Source organism: Nonomuraea sp. NPDC049758, from assembly GCF_040674635.1.
GTDB lineage: Bacteria > Actinomycetota > Actinomycetes > Streptosporangiales > Streptosporangiaceae > Nonomuraea.
In genome coordinates this window covers 53127-75302 of sequence record NZ_JBFAMZ010000031.1, presented here as the reverse complement: position 1 = coordinate 75302, position 22176 = coordinate 53127, and the positions used below count along the sequence as shown (strand labels likewise).

The window sequence follows — 22176 nt, the reverse complement described above, 5'->3', positions numbered from 1 at the left end:
CGGGCCGGGGTGGCCAACGGCACGCTCTACGGCCACTTCCCCACCCGCCGGGCCCTGCTGGAGGCGCTGATGGGCGATCGGATGCAGGCCCTGGCTGCGACCGGCGCTGAACTGCTCACCGCGTGCTCACCCTTCGATGGCCTGGCCACCTGGGCGCGGGCGGCAATGGTGCACACGACGATCTACCGAGGGCTCGGCGCCACGCTCATGCAGGCCGTCGAGGATGAAACCTCCGAGCTGCACGCGGCGTGCACAGCGGTGCTCACCGCCGGAGAGGAGTTGCTGGCCCGGGCGCGGACGGCCGGTGAAGTACGGTCGGATGTCACCGCCCCGGACCTGTACGCGCTGGTCAACGCGGCGGCATGGGCGGGCGAGCAGAGCTCCCCACCCCAGGGAGAGCGGCTCCTGACCTTCGGACTGGATGGATTCCGGACCTCGGCCACTGTTCGCGAGTGATCGCGCACCTGGACTCGGCGAGCCTGCCCTGGGCACCCGCTCGCCGTGATGAGGGGGTTGGTGTTTCAGGGACCGTCGTTCACTGGCCGGTCTTGTCATGCCCGCGCCCGGGTGCGTGTACGCCCCAGGGCGGCGCGGCGGCATCGGGCGGTGGACCTGCTGGACCTCGACAAGGAGAACACCCACCGGTGGATAGATCTTGGTGCAATTGCGCCGCTGACGGCCCCGACTTCATGTTTCTGCACGAAGCACTCCCGGATGAGGTGATGGAGGGGTGGTGGAACGTTGATCTGGCTCCGGGGGCCTGTGAATGGGACTCGCCGAAGGCACCCACACCTTGACGCCCGCCGCCCGCGCCCGCTTAGAGGCCACCAACCGATCCGCGTACCCGCTGAACAGATCCACCGTCCACCGCCAGCCCCAGGCCCTCAGTCCGCCGCAGCTTGACGATCTCCTCCAGCAGCGTCTCCAACCCCAGCCGCACTTGCACATGAGCTCTGTGGTTGCGGTACCCAAGCACCAGACCGTGGCCATGGGGTGGAGCGAAGACCCCCGCGCCGACACCCTGGCCGTTGCCGGCGCCCGCTGGGCGATCGAGAAGTACTTCCAGAGCGCCAAAGAACGAGACCGGCCTGGACCACTACCAGGTCCGGCGCTACGACGCCTGGCACCGCCACGGCCACCCGGCCGCTCACGTACGCGCTGGCCTGATCCCAACGTCGGCGCCACCACCAGACCCGCGCCCGAGCCGGCCGCTCTTGGGGACGGCGGCTTCTCCATCATGAAATCGAGCTGTACTACCAGCTAGTAGGCTAAACCTCGTTCTGATCTCGAACGAGGCCGGTGACGTGACCCCCCGAATCGCCAGCAGCGCACAGATCGTCTCGCCGAAACTGGTCGCCCGGGCGACAGAGCTGTCCGCGCTGTTGTCCACGCTCGGCAGCCCCCCAGCAGTCGCGGTCGTCGAGGGCGAGGCAGGGATCGGCAAGACCCGGCTCGTCAGGGAGCTGGCCACCGAGCTGGCCGGGACGCTGGTGCTGACCGGCGGCTGCGGGCACATCCGCGAGCCGTTCCCGCTCGGCCCGGTGCTCGAGGCGCTGCGCGGCACCGGCGAGCGGCTGGCTGCCGTCTCCCTGTCCCCGGTGGCGGGGGCGTTGCGGCCGCTGCTGCCCGAGCTGGCGCACGTTCTCCCGCTCGTCCCTGAGCCGCTGGACGACCGGGTCGGCGAGCGGCACCGCGTGTTCCGCGGGCTGGCGGAGCTGCTGACCACCCTCGGCGCGGTGGTCCTGGTGCTGGAGGACATGCACTGGGCCGACGAGCAGACCGTCGAGTTCCTCGGCTACCTGCTGTCGGATCCCCCGCCGGACCTGAGCGTGGTCCTCACCTACCGCGGCGAGGAAGCGGGGGTCGGTGTGCGGGCGCTGACCTCCCGGCTGCCCACGGCCGTGGCCAGGACCCGGGTGGCGCTGGCCCCGTTCAGCACGGCGGAGACGCAGGAGCTGGCCGCCTCCATCCTCGGCGCCCCGCGCGTGTCCGAGGACTTCGCGCTCTACCTGCGGGAGCGCACGTCGGGCCTGCCGTTCGCGATCCAGGAGCTGCTGGCGCTGCTGCGCGCCCGCGGCAGCCTCGTACGGCGCGACGGCGGCTGGGCGCGCAAGACGATCGACGAGCTCGACGTCCCCGCCGGGGTGCGCGACTCGGTGCTCGAGCGGGTCAGCCGCCTGTCCCCCGCCGCCGGCGCAGTGGTCGAGGCGAGCGCGGTGCTGGAGGCGCACGTCCCGATCGGCACGCTGCTGGCGACCTGCCGGATCCCGGTGGGCGAGGCGGAGACCGGGCTGGACGAGGCCCTCGAACGCGGCCTGCTGATCGAGCGGTCGGGACTGGTCGGGTTCCGGCATCTGCTGGCCGTACAGGCCGTGTACGGCAGCGTGCCGCTGTCGCGGCGGCGCGACCTGCACGCGCGGGCGGGTGCGGCGGTGGCGCGGCTCAGCCCGGTGCCGCTCGGGCAGCTCGCGCACCACCTGCGCCACTCCGGGCAACTGGACGCCTGGGTGTCGGCGGCCGAGCAGGCCGCCGACCAGGCGACCGCGCTCGGTGACGACGACGAGGCGGCGCACCTGCTGAAGGCGGTGCTGCGTGAGGCCCCGCTCGACCCGGTACGGCGGGCGGAGCTCGCGGTCAAGCTCGGCTGGGCGAGCACCAGGACGCTGAAGGTGGTCGCCGAGCTCGACGCGCTGTCAGCGGCGCTCGCGTACGACCCTCCCCAGCCGCTGCGCGGCGAGCTGCGCTTCCTGTACGCGCTGGGTCTGGACCGGACGGCGGCTGAGCCCCCGCTGCAGTGGCGGGCCTTCACCGACGCGGTGGAGTCGCTGGACGGGCGGCCCGACCTGCTGGCACAGGCGATGGTGGGGCTCGGCCTGCCGACGACTCCGGACGTGCCGCTGGCCGAGCACGTCGGCTGGCTGGAGCGGGCGCTGGAGCAGTTGCCCGCGATCGATGACGCGCCCCTTCGGGCGTTCGTGCTGGGCAAGGTCGCCATGGTGCTCACGGCGGTGGGCGATCCCCGCTGGGCGGAGCTGTCGGACCGGCTGCTGGCGCAGACGGGCGGCAGGCCGGTGAACCGCAGGGAGGTGGGGGCGTTCTGCTCACTGGGCGAGGACGCGTGCTACGCCGGGCGGTACGAGGTCGCCGACCGGATGCTCTCGGCCGCACTGCTCGGGGCTCCCGGCTGCGACGTGACCCGGTGGATGGAGTTCGAATGCCGGGCGTCGTACGCAGCCCTCGCCTACGTGCGCGGTGCGTGGGCGGGCCTGCGGGAGGAGGTCGAATTCCTGTCCGAACGGCTGGCCGGGCACCCGCGCCAACTCGCCGTCCTGGACATTCTCAGGGCCTGCCTGACGCTCGCCTCCGGCGAGGTGGAGGAGGCCAGGCTCGGGCTGCTTGACGTGGTGGAGCGGGCGGCGCGGATGGGCGCGATCGACGTGCTGCCGATCGCGATGGGCGCGCTGCTCAGACAGGGCGGCGAACCGCCCGCCGGGCTCGCGGCGGCCATCGCGGTGTGGGACACCAAACGGCTCTGGCCGGTGGCCGTGCGGGTGCTGCCGCCGCTGGTCGACGCGCTGGTCACGGCCGGGCGCCAGGACGAGGCGGAGGCGCTGACCGGCCGGCTCGGCCGTGAGCTCGCCACGCTGGACGCGCCTCTCGCGCCTCCGTCGCTGGCCCACGCCCGCGGCCTGCTGGCCGCCGGCGCGTCGGACCCGGCCACCGCATCCGCCGAGTTCCTGGCCGCGGTTGACGACTACGACCGGCTCGGCTGCCCGTACGAGGCCGCCCAGGCGCGGGAGCTGGCCGCCGCCAGCCTGTTCGCGCTCGCCGACGAGCGCGCCGCCGAGCTGCTGAACGCGGCCCTGGCCGGGTACGCCTCGCTCGGCGCCCGCTGGGACCTCGACCGTGCCTCCCACCTGGCCAGGCGACGCGGCGTCCCCTCCCCCGCCCGGCACCGGGGCGGGCCGAGCGGCTACGGCGGCGACCTGTCGCCCCGGGAGCGGGAGGTCGCGACGCTGGCTTCGACCGGGCTGACGAACAGGGAGATCGCCAAGGAGCTCTTCCTGTCGACGAAGACGGTCGACAAGCATCTCAGCGCGGCACTGCGCAAGCTCGGACTGCGTTCGCGGGCCACGCTCGCTCGAAGGCTCGATAGCGAGGCATAAATGGGGATTTCTACCCATAGGTAGGTAGAGGGCGTGCCGCCGACGATGGGGCTCATGTCCGAAACCGATCCGCAGCGTGACCCTGAGCCCCTGGAAGAGCCGGAAGAGGGCGACCAGGAGCCCGACGAGGACCCCGCTGCCCGAGTGTCCGATGACGGGTGGGTCGACGTCTGACCGCCCGCCCGCCTGACCTGCCTCCCGAGGAGCCCCATGCCTAGTTTGTCGCGCCTCTTACGGCGCGGATCCGCCGTCGCCGTGACCGCGGTGACCCTCGCCGGCTCGCTGTCCGCCGTCTCAACGCCGGGGGCGCTGGCCGTACCGGCCGCGCAGCCCGATCTGGACCGGCTGCCGGCGGGCACGCACAAGATCACGCTGATCACCGGCGACACCGTCACCCTGTCGGAGCGGGGCGGTGCGCACCAGGTCGAGGTGGACCCCGCCGCCCGCCCGGGCGGCCCGGCGCCCGCCTTCCTGACCAGGGCGACGCCCAAGGGCGTGTACGTCTTCCCGACCGACGCCATGGCCGCCGTGAACGCGGGCAGCGTCGACAAGGAACTGTTCAACGTCGAGTACCTGGCCGAGAACGGCTACACCGACGCCGAGACCAAGCAGCTGCCGGTCATCGTCCAGTACCCGAAGGGACGGCGCGGGGTGAAGGCGGCGGCGGACGCGCTGCCGGCCACCACCACCGCCACCGACCTGACCAGCATCAGCGGCGCCGGACTGCAGGTCGACAAGGCCACGGCCGGCGACTTCTGGAGCGCCGTCCGCGACGGCGGTACGGCCGCGCGCACCCTCAAGCAGGGCGTCGCCAAGCTCTGGCTGGACCGGAAGGTGCAGGTCAACCTGGCCGAGAGCGTTCCGCTGATCGGCGCGCCCCAGGTCTGGGCCGCCGGGTTCGACGGCACCGGGGTGAAGGTCGCCGTCCTCGACACGGGCGTCGACACCAAGCATCCCGACCTGGCGGGCGTGCTCGCGGAGACGCACTCGTTCGTCCCCGGCCAAGACGTGACCGACGGCCACGGCCACGGGACCCACGTGGCCTCCACGATCGCGGGCTCGGGCAGTGCCTCGGGCGGGAAGAACAAGGGCGTCGCCCCCGGCGCCAAGCTGCTGATCGGCAAGGTGCTCGACAACGCCGGACAGGGCGAGTCGTCCTGGCTCATCGACGGCATGGAGTGGGCCGCGAGCAGCGGCGCCAAGGTCGTCAGCATGAGCATCGGCGGCGGCGTCAGCGACGGGTCCGACCCGATGTCGCAGGCCGTCGACGAGCTGACGGCGAGCACCGGCACGCTGTTCGTGATCGCCGCGGGCAACAACGGGCCCGGAGCGCGGACCGTCAACACCCCGGGCACCGCCGATGCCGCGCTGACGGTGGCGGCCACGACGAAGACCGACGAGCTGGCCGGCTTCTCCAGCCGCGGCCCTCGCCTGGACGGGGCGCTCAAGCCGGACATCGCCGCCCCGGGCTTCGACATCGTCGCCGCGCGGGCCGCGGGCACTGCAATGGGCACGCCGGTGGACGACCACTACACCTCCGCCAACGGCACCTCGATGGCGACCCCGCACGTGGCGGGCGCCGTGGCGATCCTCGCCCAGCGCCACCCCGACTGGACGGCGGCGCAGTACAAGGCCGCGCTGATGAGCACCAGCAAGCAGGTCGGGCTGACCGTCTACGAGGAGGGCGCCGGCCGGGTCGACGTGGCCAGGGCGGCCTCTCAGCAGGTCGTCGCCACCACCGCGAACCTGGACTTCGGCGACGGCAAGACCGCCACGAAGCAGGTCACCTACGCGAACCTGACGGATCAGCCGGTCACGCTCTCGCTGACCCCGACGCTGTCCGACAGCAAGCAGAAGCCGGTCGAGGGCGCGCTGAGCGCCGACAAGACCCTCACGGTCCCCGCCGGCGGCACAGCGACCGCGACGGTCACGCTCGACGCGGCCGACCTCGGCTTCGGCGCGTACGGCGGCGCCGTCACCGCCGAGGCGGGCGACGTACGGCTCAGCACCCCGGTCGGCCTCTTCATCGCGGGACCGAGGGTCACGCTCACCGTCAAGACGATCGGCCGGGACGGCGCCCCGCTGACCCCCGAGGCAATCGACGTCATCAGCGTGACCGGCTCGGAGGAGGAACCCGACGGCGCCTCCGTCGGTGAGCCCGGCGTGGTGACGATCCGAGTGCCTCCGAGCACCTACAGCGTGATGGAGGTGGCCAGCTGGATCGACGACGACTCGCGCACGAACTACGCCTGGCTGAGCGAGCCGGAGGTGAACGTCACCGAGGACACGACGATCACGCTCGACCTGCGCAAGGCCAGCCAGGTGCGGTTCGGCACGCCCACTCCCGCCGGGCCGCTGAACAACACCGTGGTCGAGACTTACCAGCGCACGACCAAGAACGGCGCGCAGTACGTGGGCATGCTCGACCACAGCCCCTGGGACCGGGTCTGGGCCACCCCGACCAAGCGCGTCACGAAGGGCAAGTTCCGTTTCACCCAGCAAGCGATCCTCGGCGAGCCTGAGGTGAGCATGTCCCTCCTCGGCAAGGGCATGCCCGACATCCAGGCTGTCACGGGGCTGCACTGGGAGTACGAGGGGGTCGAGAGCCAGAACGGCCATCCCGGCTGGGTCCCGTTCACCGGAACCCAGGACCTCCCGGTGGTGAACGTGGGAACGGGGACGCCGGAGGAACTGGCCGGCATCGACCTCAAGGGCAAGCTGGCGTTGTTGGAGACCGGCTTGCAGACGACCATCTTCGGCACCGCCTGCGGGGTGCCGATCGAGGTGGTGCAGAACCTGCGTGCGGCCGGGGCCGCCGGAGTGGTGGCGTTCCCGAGTGCGCCGTCGGAGACGATGCCCCGCTGCTCCCTGCCGTTGCCGATCTCGCAGGCGCCTTTCACCGGCGAGCTCAAGGAGCTGGGGATCGCCAACGTGTCCCTGTCCGCCCGCGACGGCGCGGCGGTACGCGACAGGCTGGCCAAGGGCCCGATCACGATCCGGGTGGTGGGAACGCCGGACACCCCCTTCACGTACGCGCTGAAGGAGTACCAGGAGGGCGGGATCCCCGAGTCGCTGAACCACGCCTACAAGCGCAACCAGCTCGCCCAGGTCGACGTGGTGCACATGGCTTCCGACCCGGCCACCGCGTTCTCCGACCATCGCCTGGCCTGGAAGCAGGACGAGCGCCTGTTCATCCCGCAGGCCGTCGAACTCGGCAGCTGGTCGGCTGTCGGTCCGCACACCCGGCGCGACTACGTCGGTCCGCTGGCGGCGGACGTGATGCAGCTGAACGTCAGCGTGGCCAGGCCGTCAGACAACACCGTCGAGGTGAGCGACGTCCTGGAGGTCTACGACCGGCCGGTCCGGAGCCAGCAGCGCATGTTCGCCGGACCGCGCACGCCCAGTGGCTACACGGCGCCGGACAACGTGTACCGGATCCCCGACCCGGCCAAGCCCTATCCCGCGACCTTGGGTCTGAACACCCCGTGCGACCTGTGCAGACGCGGTGACCTGCTGTTCCCCGTCTTCCACACGACGAGGGTGAACGGCGGGCTCCAGCAGCACGACGACATGAGCGGGATGTACAACTACACCTACCGCCTCACCAAGCAGGACGGGACCAACGTGCCGTTGACCCAGATCAAGCGCGTCCCCGTCTTCCAGCTGCCGCCCGAGAGGGCCACGTACCGGCTCTCGGCGACGAGCAAGACGATCAACGCCGTCTGGACGTTCACCTCGTTCCGCGCGGAGAAGGACATGGTGAAGCCCGGCCACATCTGCGCCGTCGTGTCCACCGATCCGTGCCGTCCCGAGCCGATGGTCACCGTCGGCTTCGACTTGGATGACACGCTCGACCTGCGGAACACCGTGGCCACCGGGCGTCACCGCTTCACCGTCAACGCGGGACACGGTCCCTCGCTGGAGGCGATGCCGGAGATCGCCGGGCTGAAGGTGTGGGCCAGCACGGACGACGGCAAGACATGGAACCCGGTCCAGCTCAAGAAGAAGGGCGGCTCCTACACCGCGACCGCGACCTACCCGTCCCGTGACAACACCACGGGCACCGTCAGTCTGAAGGCGGAAGCCTGGGACACCGACGGCAACCGAGTGGAGCAGACGACGCTGAAGGCGTTCGGACTGCGCTGACGAAGAAGGAGCACCGCCCGGCCTGGGGTCCGGGCGGTGCTCCTCGCCCGGCTGACGAAGAGATCATACGCAGCCGATGAAACGTGCCTGGTTTGTATCGTGCCTGGCCAGCATGAAGTCCGTCCTCATGACGATCGCTGGCTATGCCGGGTTTTCCGACCCTATCCACTCTTCTTCGGAATTCCATCGCAACTTGGCCACGTACCCTGGCCCAGCGAGATCGCCTCTGACCCACCGTCGGCCATCTGCCGCAGGGCGATGGCCTTGAGCTCAGGATCGTGGCGAGGAGAGGGCCAGCAGGGCGGCGGCCAGGGCCCGGCCGTGGGCCGGAGCGTGCTCGCCGTCGCCCAGCCGGATCTGCCGGTCTTGGTGGTGCAGCACCACGGCGCCGTCGGGCTGCCGGGCGACGGCGATGCCAGCGCCGGACAGCGTCACGCCGCGGACGCCGTCGCCGAGGTGGCCGCTGAGGTCGGCCAGTTCGGGCAGCACCAGCCCGGCGGCGGCTTGGGCGGCGGCCAGCCGGTCACGTAGCTCCCGCACCTGGTCGGCGAGGCGCTCACGTTCGACCTGGTCGGCGCGCGCCTGCTGCTGGAGCTGCGCTCGCAGGGCCGGGAGGTGAGCGACGAGATCCTGTCGCACATCTCGCCCGGCCACAGCGACAACATCAACTTCTTCGGCGTCATCAACGTGGACGTCGAGGCGGAACTGGCCAAACTCGACATCGGCGGCTGGCGGCCGCTGCGGCCCGCGCAACTGCGCGAGCTGGGGGTGACGCCCTGACAGGCCCTCCGCCATCTCCCTGCGGGGAGATGGCGTAAGCGGTTGATCTTGGGGGTGGCCTGCGCTGGGCGCGGGCTCACGGCTGCCTCGGGAGCCTCTTCTGCGTATGACATACGCGCCAGTACGTAGACTGCCAGGATGGACGGCGAGAGTGACGAGGCGTTCCCTGCGAGCATCAAAGCGGCCTGGGGCCTGCGCGAACGTCCCCCCAAGGGGCCGAAGCGCGGACTGACCCTGGAGCGCATCGTCTCCGCGGCCGTGAAGGTCGCCGACGAGGACGGCCTCGACGCGGTCTCGATGAGCCGCGTGGGCAACGAGCTGGGCAGCTCGACCATGGCGCTCTACCGCTACCTGGCCACCAAGGACGAGTTGCTCACGCTGATGCTGGACGCCGCCGTCGGCCCACCTCCGCCGCTGCCTGAAGGCCTCGGCTGGCGGCGAGGCCTGGAAATGTGGGCCGCCTCGATGCGCGCGGCGATCCTCGCCCACCCCTGGACGGTCCACCTGCTGATGCCCAAAGGGCCGCCCGCCACCCCCAATCAGGTCGCCTGGCTCGACCAGTTCCTGCAGATCCTCCAGGACACCGGCCTGCCCGCGAGCGCCAAGCTCGCCACCCAGCTGCTGATCAGCGGGCACGTGTGGAGCCACGTGAGCATCACCGCGGCGATCATGCTCGACACCGACCCCGGCAGCCAGCGGCGCTGGAGCGAGTATGAGCCGTTCCTGCGGCGGGTGAGTGGCGATGGCCGCCTGCCCGGGCTACGCGCCGCGCTCGACGAGGGCGCCTTCGGCGACGACCAGGGAGCTCCTGACGATCACTTCGTCTTCGGCCTGGAGCGCGCGCTGGACGGTGTCGAGGCGCACATCCGCTCTCTCGGCTGACCTGGCCCGGCGGCGTGAAGGACGCAGCCAGAGATCGAGATCTCTGCAGGAGCCCCTAAGCGTATGGCATACGCAGAAGCGTGCATGGTGTACGCAGAAGGGAGGGCCATGGAAGCCCGTAAGTTCGCCGAGACCGACCGCGCCCCGCTGCGCGACCTGTTCGGCCGCGCCGGTGAGGGTGCCCCCACCGCTTCGCTGTGGGGGCACGAGGAGTCCGAGGCGGCCATCTACCTCGACCCCTACATGGACCTCGAGCCGAGCTCGCTGTTCGTCCGCGTCGACGAGGCACTGGCGGGCCGCCTCGATCTCGGTGACCCCTCCTTGACCACCTCCACGTCGGGCACCTGCCCGGTGCCGGCGCCGCCAGGAGCTTCTGCAGGCCCTCGGCGGCGTGCGCGGCCGCCAGCGGGACCGGCCCGGTCGAGGGGGCCTGGGCGACGAGCTTCAAGGGGCCGGCCACCCGCAGCACCTGCCAGCGCAGGAAGGGGCGCCGTTAAGAACCGCGCCACCAGCCCCAAACGAGCGAGAATATGCAGGTCAATGGCTTACACGTGAGAGCTGCGGCGGGCCTGGCGAGTCGACGCTTCTCCGGAGGACACCCCGCCCGGCCTGGGAAGATGCTGCCGCTTGGGGTTGGTGGCGCGGTTCTTAACGGCGCCCCAGGATGCATGACCGGAGACGGCGGGCCAGCGGTGGCGTCCCTGACTCCTGGACGAACAGCGCGACGGAAATGGTGCGGGCGGACGAAGCCCACCGTTCTCGCTGTCGGCAGGATGAACGGATGGCTGACCTTAACCATCTGCAGAGCCTGCTCGACAGCAAGGTGAAATCCCTCCATGTCCCCGGTGCCGCCGTCGGCGTGCTTTTCGATGGCGCGGACCACGTCCTCACCACCGGCGTCACCAGCGTCGACGCGCCGGCCCCCGTGACGGGCGACACGCTGTTCCAGATCGGGTCGACCACCAAGACGATCACGGCGACAGCGATCATGCACCTCGTCGAGCGCGGTCGGCTCGACCTGGACGGGCGCGTGCGCCAGTATCTGCCCGGCTTCCAGCTCGCCGACGAGCGGGCCGCCGACGAGCTGACCATCCGGCACCTGCTCACCCACACCGGCGGATTCCTCGGCGATATCGACGACGGCGAGAGCTGGGACACCGGCGCGCTGGCCGCCTCGATCGGTACCTACGACCAGCTGCCCCAGCTCTTCCCGCCCGACGCGCTCGCCTCCTACAACAACGCCGGGTTCAGGCTGCTCGGCAGGGTCATCGAGGTCGTGTGCGGCGAGCCGTACGAGAGCGCGGTCAGTCGGATCGTGCTCGAACCCCTGGGCATGAGCTCCAGCTTCTTCTTCCCCTGGGAGGTCGCGACGCGGTCGCACGCCGTCGGGCACGCCGTAGGAGAGGACGGCCCGCAGGTCGCGCACACGTGGGGGCTGTTCCGCGAAGGCATGCCCGAGGGCGGGCTGGTGTCGTCGGTGCGCGACCAGCTCCGCTACGCCGCCTTCCACCTGGGTGCGAGCGGCGAGGAGCCGGTCGGAGCCGCCACCAGGGAGCTGATGCAGGCGGAGCACGTCCGGGTCGGCGTGCCGTGGACCGGCATCGGGCTGCCGTGGCTGCTGGATGAGCAGGCGGGCGTGCGACTGGTCACGCACGGCGGCAACATCGGCAACCTGCAGCTGTCCACGTTCGTGCTGGTGCCCGAGCGCGGCTTCGCCGTCACCACGCTCACCAACTCCGCGCCCGGCAAGGTGCTGGGCAAGCTGGTGACCGACTGGTGCCTGGAGCATCTGCTCGACGCCAAGCCGCAGGCCGTACGGCTGGCGCTGCGCGAACCCGCGCCGGAGTACGCGGGCAGCTACGACGCGGGGCAGTGGACCTTCGAGGTCGACGAGGGTCTGACGGCGCGATTCGTGCTGCGACCCGAACTGGTGGCCGCGGGTGTGGAGGGCATGCCCGACATGCCGCTCGCGCTGGTCGAGGGCAGTGACGACGTGACGATCGCCGCCGACCCGCAGCGTGCCGTCGGCCGCTTCCTGCGAGACGACGCGGGTGAGGTCGCGTTCCTGCACCTGGGCGGTAGGGCGGCCAGGCGGATCCGCTGAATCGGCCTGCCGTCAACGAAGCTGCTACCGGGCACATCCGATCGCATCGAGCCTGGTCAGCAGCTCCCCGCTGCTGGGGGCTCCCGTAGCAAACGGCGAAAATGCAACGGATATGGCCCTGACCTGCGAGTTCCTGGTGTTAGAGGCAGGCTGTTGCGACGCGGGCGGTATACACGCGGTGTGCTTTGCGTGCAGCGGGGCTGGCGGTATCGGCGAGTGCGACGCTCTGCTCCAGTGCGGCTCGGTGGAGGTCTAGCGGGGCGGTGACGCGGACCGTGTGGCCTTGACCGCGGCGGATGGTTCGCCCGGTGTCGATGGCCTGGCGAACGGTCTCGTCGCCGACGACGCGTAGGTGGTCGGCGAGCAGGCCAGGAAGATCGAGCGTCACGTGCGGGGTCGAGCGCGGGATCGGAGGCGGGTTCGCCGGTGGCGGGGAGGGTGTCGAGATGGTCGGGCGGTTGGCGAGCCCCAGCGTTGTCCAGGACGCGGCGGATGGTCTTGGGTGCGACGTGGTGCTGGCGGGCGAGGGCCTTGACGGCGATGCCGCCCCGGTAGGCCTCTACGACGTCGGCGGCGAGGGCGGCGTCGAGGGCGGTGGGGCGGCCGAGGGTTTTGCCGGAGGCCTCGGCGGCGGCGACGCCTTGGCGGGTGTTCTCGCTGATCATGTCGCGCTGGAACTCCAGCACTGCGGCGAGCACGGAGACCATCATCTTGGTGCCGGGGTCGTCTGAGGCAAGGTCGATGCCAGACAGCAGCCCGGATTCGACGCGCAAGTGCAAGCCGCGCCGGATGAGCACGGGGCGCAGGGCGAGGATGTCGGCCACGGAGCGGAACAGACGGGCGGCGTCGGCGATGCGGATGGTGTCGCCGACGGCGGCCTCGTGCAGGAGCCGGGTGAATCCCGCGCGATCCAGGGAGAGCTGGCGGCTGGAAGTGGCGGGGTCCTCATAAGTGAGGGCGCCGGCGCCCAGGAGCGTGGCCAAGGCGTGTCGTTGGCGGGTATCGGTCTGCTTGTCGGTGGAAAACCGAAGGTAGATACGGTCGGCCATACCCGATCGTGCCCCTTCCCAGGTCGGCCGGCGTTGATTTCAGGAGTCCTACGCGGGGTCCTCAAGGGATGTCTGCTGCAGGTCGGCGGGAATTCGGTCGACGGCGATGGCGATTGCTTCGGCGGGTGTGGGGATCTGCATCGGGTCGGGGTCGTTGCGCCCTTCGCTGATGGTGTAGCCGCCGGCTCCTCGTGGTGCGTCAATCCAGACGGAGGGCCGGGAGAACGGGTAGTCGGGCGTGCTGGAGAAGCCCAGCTCCCAGTGGCTGGTGTAGGGGTAGAGCCGTCGCAGCCTGGGTTCGGCGTAGGCGGCCTCGATGAGGGCCTGGTATTCGGGCCAGTCGGCGTCGCGGGCGTCTTTGAGCATCCACTGCCACTCTGAGGCGATGATGTCGGCGGGGTTGTTGTCGGGCACCTCGAAACGTCCGGTCAGGATGTCGAAGAGTGCGGCCTGCCCGATCTCCTCGAGGCTGGCTCCTTCGGCCCACCCGCGGATCACTTGAGGAAGCTCACGCAGATCCTCGGTGGCGCCGCAGATCATGAGCCTGTTGTTAGACGATCCCCAGATGGTCCAGCGCCGTTCGTGATGCCACGCCGTGACGTAGGACGAGTGGCGATGCGGGATGAGGCTGGCGATCGTGGCATGGCGGAGTGGATCGGAGGGAGTGACGGCCAGGGGCAGGGACAGGCCCTGGCCGGCGGCTGCGGCGTGGGGTGGAGTGCTGCGGCGAGGCTGCCGTGGGCGGCCACGTCCGGGTAGAGGGCAGCCGGGTCGGGTTCGCAGCTCATAAGATTCCGATCTTCTGCCCGTGTGGTGTTGCGGTGGCGGCCATCATAGGAGGCGAAAGGCGAGGCGTAAGTCGGGATCGGATCCGATTGGATCGATGGCCCGTTCCAGCAGGTCGGGTACGGCATTCAGATCGGATCCGGCGAGGGGGCGGAGTCGACCGATTGCGCCCCCACCTGTGATCGGACTACGGGGTGCCGGTTGGCTCGGGCCGCCAGGCATGGGTATCAGTTCGGCCGGGTCTGATCAGGTAGCTTCACGCCATGGTTGATGTTGCGACGCTGCGCGAATTCCTCCGGTCGGAGCTGCCCGAGGCTCGGCCGATTCTAGCTGCGTGGGAAGCGAAGGAGAGCGCGGACGCCGCCGATTACGACCATGAGCCGTACCTCGACAACGTGTACGGGTTGATGTCCGAGGTTTTCTGGTGGGAGGTGTTCGAGCCTGCCGTCTCCAAAGCGGACGTCCCGGTGCTTGAACGCTGCTACGCAGTGACGGAAGCGCTCCTCACGTGTGAAGATCCGTCGAACGTGATCCGAGAATGTGTGATCATCCGAGTCCTCAAGTACCTGGACGCACAGTCTCCTGGGTACGCCTTCGCAGGCCCGGAGACCAGACGGCTTCTCGAATCACCGTGAGCGGCAATGCTCGCCGAGCATCACCAGCAGACCGACATACTTCTGGAAATGACGGTCGAGATGCGCAAGATCCTTGAGATCAAGCCGGGGCAAACCTGGCTGATCATCCTCGACGGACAGTGGGCCTACGAAGCGCCACCCAACCATCACGCGGTGCCGCTCGGCAAGGCGTCCATCGGGCTGCTTCCTCTGGTCGAACGACCACGTGACGAGGTCGAATCCGAGGCTCGCGCGGAGCTCGGCCCCACTGACCCCGACCTTGCCGGACCGGTGCGATTCGTCATCAGCACCGGGTTGAGCGCATGGTCAGACCACTGGATCTCACACACGCTCCGCTGGGTGAGGCCCGGGGAGGCCGAGATGTTCGCCGACCTACTCCACAAGATCGCCACAGCTCAGACTGCTGCCTCTCAACGAACCCAGCACGCCGCCAAGAAGCTCTTGAAGGAGCAAGGACTCTGGAGACCGCTGCCCGACCGTTCAAAACGGGACGAGCTCAGGGGTTGAGAAGGAAGGTGGTGCCGGCCTCGTTCACCAAGGTCGGGCGGAGGGGCCGCCAGCCGTCGTCGAGCTTGGCGGTCTCGCCTTCGATGTCGACCTCGATGAAGCCGAAGAAGTTGATGTTCTCCCAGTGGCCGGGAGCGATGAACGACAGCAGTTCGTCGGGGACCTCACGGCCTTGGGCGCACAGTTCCTTGATGCCCATCGCGTAGTACTCGGTCGTCCAGGTGATGACGGCGTTGGTGAGGATCGTGAGGCACCAGGACTGCTCGGTCTGGTCTTGCAGGTGCGGCCTGACCATGGCGCCCTGCTGCGCGTAGTGCAGGTCCCGGCGCAGCGCGTGCAGGGACTCGCCCTTGTTGAGCTGCCGGGAGATCTTCCGGCGGTACACCGGGTCCGACAGATACCGGGCAGCGTGGATGGTCCTGCGGATCCGTCCCCACTCCTTGATCGCCGCGGCGAGCGTGTTCTGCCGGGAGGCCGCCGACCACTTCCCAACCACCAGGGACGCGGTCGCCTCACCGAACTTCAGCGATCCGGCCATCCGCAGCATGTCGTCCCAGGTGCCGCGGATCAGGTCTTCGTTCCACCGATCGGCCAGCAGCGGCCCGGCGTGGGGATAGAGCGTGTTGGTTGCGGTCGGGTTGTCGACCCGCAGCATCGTGATCTTTCCCAGGTCGCGGATCCGCGGCGTCAGGGCTTTGCCGACGAGGTCGAACAGCCCGAAGTTCACCAAGGTGGCGCCGTGGGTGTCGGTGGCGTGCTCGTGGATCGGCAGGTCGGTCTCGTTACCGAGGAGCTCGTCCAGGGTGTAGTTGGCCTCGCGGGTGGTGGGGATGATCTGCTTGGTCCCGTAGGTCGACCACTGGTCGGACACGTGGGTGTAGGTCGACAGGACGCGCCCGCCGTGGATGTTCATGTCCCGGCCGGTGAGGGACTTGCCGCGGAGGGGGACCGCTGCCCGTCGGAGGAGGCCATGGTGCCGCCGCCGAACTCCTTGGCCAGTTCCAGCTGGTAGTGGTGGTTGACCAGAACCGTGTTGGCCTCGCGGAGCGTCTCGTCCCGCACGTACCACTCCTGGGTCCAGGCGAGGGTGTCGTAGGAGACACCACACGCCTCCGACATGCGGGTCAGCCCGAGGTTGGTGGCGCCCGCGATGAGCACCGCGAGGATGTTACGGCGGGTCTCCACCGACAGGTTGATCTTCCGGCCGCCGGCGTGGGTGAAACAGTCCAGGAACTTGGTGCGGACGTCCAGCCCTATCAGGAGCGAGGCGATCGGCACGAACGGCAGCATCCCCGCCAGCTCCTCCCGCAGCGCCTTGGCCTCGGTGGGGATGTCCTCGGCCGACGGCGGCGGGATGACCAGCCGCCCTTCCTCGTCCAGGCGGACCGCGCCGACGTCGTTCGGGGCGGCGTTCGCCAGCGTCCCCTCCAGGTCCTTGAGGGCCTGGAGGAGTTCTTCCTTGACCCGGTCGATCGCCTCGGATGCGGCGGCGGGCTTGCGGACCAGCTGGCAGAACTCCGCCCGCTTGCCCTCCCACTGCTCCGGTGTGAACAGGTAGGTTCCCGGGTCGGCGTAACGGCGTGAACCGGGAACGAACACATCCCCAGACCGCAGGCCGTCGCGCAGGCCGAGCACCACGCACAGCTCCCAGTAGTGCCGGAACGCCGTGTCATCGCCCGCCTTGCGGGCCTTGGCGAGGTAGTCGGCGTATCGGGCCGGCACGAACGACGTCGGCGCCGCGGCCGGGACCTTCCGGCCGCCGGTCCGGTTCAACTCCTTCAACATCCCCAGCGCGGTCATCAGGTCCTGCGCACCCGGCCCGCCGTGGAAGTCGACCGCAGTCAGCACCTTGGGGGTGAAGCGGCGCAGATAGTTGTAGGAGGCCTCCAGCGCGGCCAGCCGACCGTGGTCGCGGGGCAGCGGCTTCCAGTTGATCGCCGACACCTCGCGGATCTTGTCCAGGCCGATCCGGCCGCGCAGCAGACCGCCGACCTCCTCGTCGGCGATGCCTGGGTCGTTCAGTACCGGCAGGATCACGTCCATCAGCAACTGACGAGCCTCGCCCTTCTTGGCCCGCTCGGCCAGAGCCTCGTCCGTCTTGGCCTTCGCATGCGACTCCCGCGCCGAGCTAGTCCATGGCGTGCTGCACGGGAAGATCAAGGACCCGATCCGCGCCAATCGGTGAGTTCGCTGACCCCAGCAATCGGCCCCCTTCCAGGCCTGGCGCTCGGGTCGCCGTCACCAGGGGCAAAGTAGCTCTGTGCAACCATCGCTACTCTTTGTGGTTGCGAGGTTGGTCCCCAGTGTCGAATAACGATCGTCTGTCGACACTCGCCAAGTCGGCCCCGGAACCGCAGGTGGGTGCTGTCGATAACTCGTGTCGAAAATCAATGTCGGTGAACGGTACGTGAAGTAGATTTCGACAGTGCTCTTCGGCTACGCGCGGGTCAGTACCGCCGACCAGAACCCCGACCATCAGATCGACGCGCTGCTGCACGCGGGCGTCGACCGCAAGGACATCCATTTGGACAAGGCCAGTGGCGCCAAGGCCTCCCGGCCCAGCCTCGACCTGGTTCTCAAGCTGCTGCGCGAGGGCGACACGCTGAAGGTCACCCGGCTGGACCGGCTGTCGCGCTCAGTCCTGCACTTGGTCACCCTCGGGGCGGACCTGCGCGAACGCGGGGTGGGACTGCATGTGATCGAGCAGGGCATCGACACTGACACGATGGAGGGCCGGGCGATGTTCGGCATGCTGTCGGTCCTGTCCGAGCTGCAGCGCGAGCTGATCGTGGCCAACACGATGGACGGCCTGGCCTCCGCCCGTGCCCGCGGCCGGGTCGGTGGACGCCGACCCAAGCTCACCGCCGACCAAGCCGCCCTCGCCCAGGAGCTGTACGACACACGGGACAAGACCGTCCAGCAGATCGCGGACTTGTTCGGAGTGCCGCGCTCGACGGTGTACGGGCACCTGAAGGGCGACACCGTGCGCCGCCAGCCAAAGAAGACCCTGGACAGGGCGTAGGACGCGGTTCCGACAAGTCACTGGATCTCCGGCATATGATCATGCGCATATGAGCGACCTCACCGAACCGCCGATCGCCCGGGCGAACGTCGTGCGCGAGACCCTCCACGGCATCACACTCGAAGACCCCTACCGGTGGATGGAAACCGAAAGCGAGGAGTTCCACCACTGGCTGGACGCCCAGGCCAGGCACGCCCGAGAGCACCTGGACGCCCTGCCGCACCGCGCCGGCCTGCTGACCCGGATCCGCGAACTGGGCAGGGCGCTCACGCGGTACTTCGGCCTCGCGATGGCAGCGGACAGGGTCTTCGCCCTGGTACGCGAGCCGGACGCCCGCGTACCGGTGCTGACGGTGACCGAGGCCGACGGAGCGAGCAGGGTCCTGTTCGACCCGGGCACGATGCCCGGCGACGGGCACCACGCCATCGACTGGTACGTGCCCTCCCCTGACGGCCGCCACGTCGCCTGCGCCGTCTCCGCCTCCGGGTCGGAGGACAGCTCTATCCATGTGATCGACGCCGACTCAGGAGCCCTGCGGGAGACGATCCCGCCCAGGACGCGTTTCGCCTTCCTGAGCTGGCTGGAGGACAGCCGGTCGTTCGTCTATCACCGCTATGCAGAGCAGCACCTCTTGGAAAGCCGCTCCTTCCTGCACCACCTGGGCGCCGACCCGGCGCAGGACACGGTGGTGCTGGCCCGCGGCCTCAACCCCCACATCGAGCTGACCCCGCGGGACCGGCCTTTCCTGGTGGTGCCGCCGCACGGCGAGTGGATGCTGGCGATCATCTCCCACAGCGCGCTCAGCCCCTGGCCCTGGACCAGCGAGCAGTTGAGCGACTGCACGGTATACGTGGCTCCACGCGCCGGGCTGGCCGACCCGGCCACCTGCCCCTGGCGGCTGGTCGCAAACGTGGCGGACGGCGTGACCGCCTTCGCCACCAGCCACGACACCCTCTACCTGGTCTCTCATCGGGACGCACCGCGCTCCCGCGTGCTGGCCGTTCCGCTTGCCGCACCAGATCTGTCCCGCGCCCGGGTGGTCGTGCCCGCCAGTGAGCGGGCGGTGGAGACGGTGCGGGTGGTGGGCGACCGGCTGCTGGTGCGCGATCTCGACGGTGGCGTCAGCCGGGTACGGCACGCACCCCTGTCCGGCGGCGAGCCCATCGACCTCCCGATGCCAGCAGACGGCGCGATCCTGGAATGGACCACCCACCCCGAACGGCCCGAAGCCCTGCTCCTGATGGCCAGCTGGACCGACGCGCCACGGCTCTACCGCTACGACGGCCAGTCCCTCCAAGACACCGGGCTGGCGCCCCGCTCACCGGTGGACTTCAGCGACGTGCACGCCCGTACCCTGCACGCGCCCGCAAGGGACGGGACGCCGATCCCGCTCACGGTCATCCACCACAAAGACCTGAAGCTGGACGGCGACAATCCTGCCGTGCTCACCGGCTACGGCTCCGGCGGGCTCATCGACCTGCCCGAGTTCCATCCCGAGATGCTCGCCTGGTACGAGCTCGGCGGCGTCTACGCCGTCGCGCACCTGCGCGGCGGCGGCGCCTACGGCCGGGAATGGCACGAGGCCGGGCGCGGCGAGCGCAAGGAGGCCACCATCACGGACTTCATCGACTGCGCCGAACATCTCATCGCCCTCGGCTACACCCGCCCGGGGCGGCTGGCCGGCAAGGGCACCAGCGCCGGCGGCATCCCCACCGGCGGCGCGCTGGTGCGCCGCCCCGATCTGTGGGCTGCCATGGCGATGCAGGCGCCGACGGTGAACGCCACACGCAACGAGTTCACCGAGAGCGGGCCGATCAACGTGCCCGAGTACGGCAGCGTCACCACCGAGGAGGGCCTGCGTGCCCTGCTGATCATCGACTCCTACCTGCGGGTAGAGGACGACGTGCCCTACCCGCAGGTGCTGCTCACCACCGGCCTGCACGACGCGCGGGTGCCACCGTGGCAGCCGGCGAAGCTAGCCGCCCGCCTTCAGGCGGGCACGGCATCCGGCCGGCCGATACTGCTGCGCGTCGACGAGCACGGCGGGCACGGCACCGGCTCGACCCGAGACCAGGAGCAGGCACTGCTCGCCGATGTGCTGGCCTTCATCCTGCACGCGTCCGACGGGTCAAGATGACGACAGAAATGTCGGGTACGGCACGCACACGCGCCCTCAGTCACGTCGCGGCCCGGTCGATCCCGGCCTGCATGTGACGCTCAACTTCCATCCCGACCGCCTGGTGGGCGAGCTGGCGATCCTCGAGCGGCTGGCCAAGGACACTCCGCCAGGAGCCCTGGGGCACCGCCGAGATCGTTCGTTGCTCAGAGCGGACCATCTGACTGTTGATCCTCAGCGCCCGGCGCCGGCCCGAGGTCGAGTTGTTTGCTCATGTCGAGCTCGAACTTGCCGTACAGGTTCAGATGGGACCAGAACAGAGCCGACAGGGCGCGCCGGTCGGCGTCGGTGAGCTTTTTTCGCCACTTCGGCTCGGCGAGGACGATCTGCACCATCCTGGTGTTCAGGTAGACGATCGCGGCCTGGACCAGGTGCAGGGCCAGCGCGGAGACCTCGACGTGTTCGCGGTCGTCGCCGGTCAGATCACCGGCGACCTCATCACCACCGAGGTGGAAGGATCGCCGCCCAGGGAGGCGCTCCAGCGGTTCGCCGCGCCCGACGGCGCCCTCCACGCGCCCCTGCACGGCCACGTTCTGGTCGCGACGAAAGGCGAGTGACCCCCGGGAGGTGGCGGGGTCATGGGATCGGGGGTCACGAGAGTCACGACGGTCACGGGGTCATGGGACGGCGGGCGTCACGCGGGTCACGGGGTCACGGGGCTGTGGTTACGGGGTGGGGGGTTCGAGGTCTCGTGGGATGAGGGGCGGCGGGCGGCGTAGGAGCGGAGGGCACGCAGGAAGTCGATGTGGCGGAACCCGGGCCAGTCGCTTTTGACGGTGTAAGGGAAGGAAGTCTTCTCCTCCCTGGTCGGCCGCCAGCTGCCGGATGCGTCATCAAGGTTGGTCCTGAACGAGCGCACATCCACACCCGTGCCGCATCCTTCACCGATCTGGAACTGCACCAAGGTGCCCGCCGCCGGCTTCGGCGCTCGTGACACGAAGACCGTGCGCGCGCCTTCCAGCACAACCGTCTTGCCCGGCTTGCCGCTGACGGTCAGCCGAATCTTGGTGGTGTTCGGATCCCCGGCCCGGTTGGCCAGCGCCCACGCCTGCAACGCCCCCTCGTTGCGTTTCCAGTCGTTGCTCCACTGGGGCGGATAGACCTCGGCACGCGGCCGGGGAACCATCGTGGTCACGATGCAGCCCTCATCGATGGCGCGCCCGCCCGGGACGATCACGAAGTTCGGAGTGTCGAACGTCCAGACCCCTGCGCGCTGCTGCCCGCCGGCGCGCTTGCCTCCGACCAGCGGCGCAAGAGGCGCCACCCGCCTGCCCGCCACGGTCAGCGGATCGTCTCCGGTGACCAGCCCAAGTAATCGATCCCCAGTGGCGCCGAAGATGCCCGTGGTCCACTGAGTCAGTGCGGCCGTCACCGCGGCCAGGACCACTGCGGCTATCGCCGCCCACACCTTGCGCCAGCCCCGTTTGGCCGGTGCGTGAGGTGCCCGGATCCCTCGGGAAGATCGCAACATGCGCCGACGATACATCTCTGCTCCATACGGCCCCAGTGCGCAGACCACAGCCGCAGCCCGAGGTGAATGCAAACTTTCTCTACGGTTATTCAAGGCGCCCGCTGCGCGGCCGCGTACGCCGCCGGTAGGCGTGGCTGCATGAGCGCCTTGAGCAGAAGGGCATGACCAGTCAGGTCCTGGCTGCCGACAAGGGCTTCGGATTGCTTTACAGCGGGTGCCACCGGAATACGTCAGAAACGGGCCGTAGGCTTGATCATCAATCGGAAACACTTCACAGTCGCCACAACCGCGCGGTGTGGTCACTGCTGCCGGTGGCCAGGAGTTTGCCGTCCGGGCTGAACGCCACCGAGTTGACGTCTTCGGTGTGGTCGGTAAGGGGGCGGCCGATGGGGGTGCGGGTGGCCACGTCCCACAACCGCGCGGTGTTGTCCCCGCTGCCGGTGGCCAGGAGT

General features: G+C 69.6%; 18 protein-coding genes and 2 pseudogenes. 11 read left to right on the top strand and 9 right to left on the bottom strand.

Annotated features, from left to right (window positions below; translation table 11 throughout):
• From AB0J46_RS46890 to AB0J46_RS46875, 4 genes and pseudogenes are all read left to right on the top strand, one after another.
• Window positions 1–456 (top strand): TetR/AcrR family transcriptional regulator (locus tag AB0J46_RS46890; protein WP_364342319.1); only part of this gene is annotated, 456 nt, incomplete at its 5' end.
• A 559-nt stretch (window positions 457–1015) separates the two neighbouring features.
• Window positions 1016–1133, top strand: a pseudogene (locus tag AB0J46_RS46885) (IS701 family transposase); the annotation flags it as partial.
• 171 nt (window positions 1134–1304) lie between these two features.
• Complete coding sequence (locus tag AB0J46_RS46880; protein WP_364342316.1) at window positions 1305–4166, top strand: AAA family ATPase; 2862 nt, start codon at window positions 1305–1307, stop codon at window positions 4164–4166.
• A 210-nt stretch (window positions 4167–4376) separates the two neighbouring features.
• Window positions 4377–8312 (top strand): S8 family serine peptidase, encoded by a 3936-nt coding sequence (locus AB0J46_RS46875; protein WP_364342313.1) that lies wholly within the window; start codon window positions 4377–4379, stop codon window positions 8310–8312.
• A gap of 270 nt (window positions 8313–8582) precedes the next feature.
• On the opposite strand, the gene AB0J46_RS46870 is transcribed toward AB0J46_RS46875, so the two are convergent.
• The gene (locus AB0J46_RS46870; protein WP_364342310.1) at window positions 8583–8951 is read right to left on the bottom strand and encodes a hypothetical protein; all 369 of its coding nucleotides are present in this window, start codon (window positions 8949–8951) and stop codon (window positions 8583–8585) included.
• Between AB0J46_RS46870 and AB0J46_RS46865 the strand changes: the two genes are divergently transcribed.
• Window positions 8928–9092, top strand: a complete 165-nt coding sequence (locus AB0J46_RS46865) for a hypothetical protein (protein WP_364342307.1) — start codon at window positions 8928–8930, stop codon at window positions 9090–9092. The genes AB0J46_RS46870 and AB0J46_RS46865 overlap by 24 nt on opposite strands.
• Before the next feature lie 138 nt (window positions 9093–9230).
• Window positions 9231–9974 carry a TetR/AcrR family transcriptional regulator gene (locus AB0J46_RS46860; protein WP_364342304.1) on the top strand — a complete coding sequence of 248 codons (744 nt, stop codon included), beginning with the start codon at window positions 9231–9233 and terminating at the stop codon, window positions 9972–9974.
• 55 nt (window positions 9975–10029) lie between these two features.
• Here the strand turns inward: AB0J46_RS46860 and AB0J46_RS46855 are convergent, their stop codons facing one another.
• On the bottom strand, window positions 10030–10455 hold the full coding sequence (locus AB0J46_RS46855; protein ID WP_364342331.1) for a DUF6245 family protein: 426 nt from the start codon (window positions 10453–10455) through the stop codon (window positions 10030–10032).
• 300 nt (window positions 10456–10755) lie between these two features.
• On the opposite strand from AB0J46_RS46855, the gene AB0J46_RS46850 reads away from it, so the two are divergent.
• Window positions 10756–12078 carry a serine hydrolase domain-containing protein gene (locus AB0J46_RS46850; protein ID WP_364342301.1) on the top strand — a complete coding sequence of 441 codons (1323 nt, stop codon included), beginning with the start codon at window positions 10756–10758 and terminating at the stop codon, window positions 12076–12078.
• Window positions 12079–12134: 56 nt separating this feature from the next.
• Here the strand turns inward: AB0J46_RS46850 and AB0J46_RS46845 are convergent, their stop codons facing one another.
• Together AB0J46_RS46845 and AB0J46_RS46840 are read right to left on the bottom strand one after the other, a co-directional pair.
• Window positions 12135–13127, bottom strand: a complete 993-nt coding sequence (locus AB0J46_RS46845; protein ID WP_364342298.1) for a recombinase family protein — start codon at window positions 13125–13127, stop codon at window positions 12135–12137.
• A 48-nt stretch (window positions 13128–13175) separates the two neighbouring features.
• Window positions 13176–13625 (bottom strand): DUF6193 family natural product biosynthesis protein, encoded by a 450-nt coding sequence (locus AB0J46_RS46840; RefSeq protein WP_364342295.1) that lies wholly within the window; start codon window positions 13623–13625, stop codon window positions 13176–13178.
• A gap of 551 nt (window positions 13626–14176) precedes the next feature.
• On the opposite strand from AB0J46_RS46840, the gene AB0J46_RS46835 reads away from it, so the two are divergent.
• Window positions 14177–14548, top strand: a complete 372-nt coding sequence (locus AB0J46_RS46835; RefSeq protein WP_364342292.1) for a hypothetical protein — start codon at window positions 14177–14179, stop codon at window positions 14546–14548.
• Window positions 14549–14554: 6 nt separating this feature from the next.
• Window positions 14555–15055, top strand: a complete 501-nt coding sequence (locus AB0J46_RS46830) for a hypothetical protein (RefSeq protein WP_364342289.1) — start codon at window positions 14555–14557, stop codon at window positions 15053–15055.
• On the opposite strand, the gene AB0J46_RS46825 is transcribed toward AB0J46_RS46830, so the two are convergent.
• Together AB0J46_RS46825 and AB0J46_RS46820 are read right to left on the bottom strand one after the other, a co-directional pair.
• Window positions 15045–15968, bottom strand: a complete 924-nt coding sequence (locus AB0J46_RS46825) for a Tn3 family transposase (RefSeq protein ID WP_364342286.1) — start codon at window positions 15966–15968, stop codon at window positions 15045–15047. The two genes, AB0J46_RS46830 and AB0J46_RS46825, sit on opposite strands and share 11 nt — an antisense overlap.
• Window positions 15965–17215, bottom strand: a complete 1251-nt coding sequence (locus AB0J46_RS46820; RefSeq protein WP_364342283.1) for a Tn3 family transposase — start codon at window positions 17213–17215, stop codon at window positions 15965–15967. Before AB0J46_RS46820 ends, AB0J46_RS46825 begins: the two co-directional genes overlap by 4 nt.
• A 265-nt stretch (window positions 17216–17480) precedes the next feature.
• On the opposite strand from AB0J46_RS46820, the gene AB0J46_RS46815 reads away from it, so the two are divergent.
• Both AB0J46_RS46815 and AB0J46_RS46810 read left to right on the top strand, forming a co-directional pair.
• Complete coding sequence (locus tag AB0J46_RS46815) at window positions 17481–18077, top strand: recombinase family protein (RefSeq protein WP_364342280.1); 597 nt, start codon at window positions 17481–17483, stop codon at window positions 18075–18077.
• Between the two features lie 49 nt (window positions 18078–18126).
• Entirely contained in the window at window positions 18127–20214 is a 2088-nt protein-coding gene (locus AB0J46_RS46810) for a prolyl oligopeptidase family serine peptidase (RefSeq protein ID WP_364342277.1), read from the top strand.
• 185 nt (window positions 20215–20399) lie between these two features.
• On the opposite strand, the gene AB0J46_RS46805 is transcribed toward AB0J46_RS46810, so the two are convergent.
• The 3 genes and pseudogenes from AB0J46_RS46805 to AB0J46_RS46795 form a co-directional block, all read right to left on the bottom strand.
• The gene (locus tag AB0J46_RS46805) at window positions 20400–20765 is read right to left on the bottom strand and encodes a Tn3 family transposase (RefSeq protein ID WP_364342274.1); all 366 of its coding nucleotides are present in this window, start codon (window positions 20763–20765) and stop codon (window positions 20400–20402) included.
• Between the two features lie 131 nt (window positions 20766–20896).
• Window positions 20897–21724 carry a hypothetical protein gene (locus tag AB0J46_RS46800; RefSeq protein WP_364342271.1) on the bottom strand — a complete coding sequence of 276 codons (828 nt, stop codon included), beginning with the start codon at window positions 21722–21724 and terminating at the stop codon, window positions 20897–20899.
• Between the two features lie 271 nt (window positions 21725–21995).
• Window positions 21996–22176 (bottom strand): annotated as a pseudogene (locus AB0J46_RS46795) (hypothetical protein); the annotation flags it as partial.

Coding starts and splice junctions, on each gene's coding strand:
- AB0J46_RS46845 (WP_364342298.1), bottom strand. CDS start 13,127: ATGGCCGACCGTATCTACCTTCGGTTTTCCACCGACAAGCAGACCGAT.
- AB0J46_RS46860 (WP_364342304.1), top strand. CDS start 9,231: ATGGACGGCGAGAGTGACGAGGCGTTCCCTGCGAGCATCAAAGCGGCC.
- AB0J46_RS46850 (WP_364342301.1), top strand. CDS start 10,756: ATGGCTGACCTTAACCATCTGCAGAGCCTGCTCGACAGCAAGGTGAAA.
- AB0J46_RS46875 (WP_364342313.1), top strand. CDS start 4,377: ATGCCTAGTTTGTCGCGCCTCTTACGGCGCGGATCCGCCGTCGCCGTG.
- AB0J46_RS46825 (WP_364342286.1), bottom strand. CDS start 15,968: ATGAACATCCACGGCGGGCGCGTCCTGTCGACCTACACCCACGTGTCC.
- AB0J46_RS46830 (WP_364342289.1), top strand. CDS start 14,555: ATGCTCGCCGAGCATCACCAGCAGACCGACATACTTCTGGAAATGACG.
- AB0J46_RS46835 (WP_364342292.1), top strand. CDS start 14,177: ATGGTTGATGTTGCGACGCTGCGCGAATTCCTCCGGTCGGAGCTGCCC.
- AB0J46_RS46800 (WP_364342271.1), bottom strand. CDS start 21,724: ATGTTGCGATCTTCCCGAGGGATCCGGGCACCTCACGCACCGGCCAAA.
- AB0J46_RS46810 (WP_364342277.1), top strand. CDS start 18,127: ATGAGCGACCTCACCGAACCGCCGATCGCCCGGGCGAACGTCGTGCGC.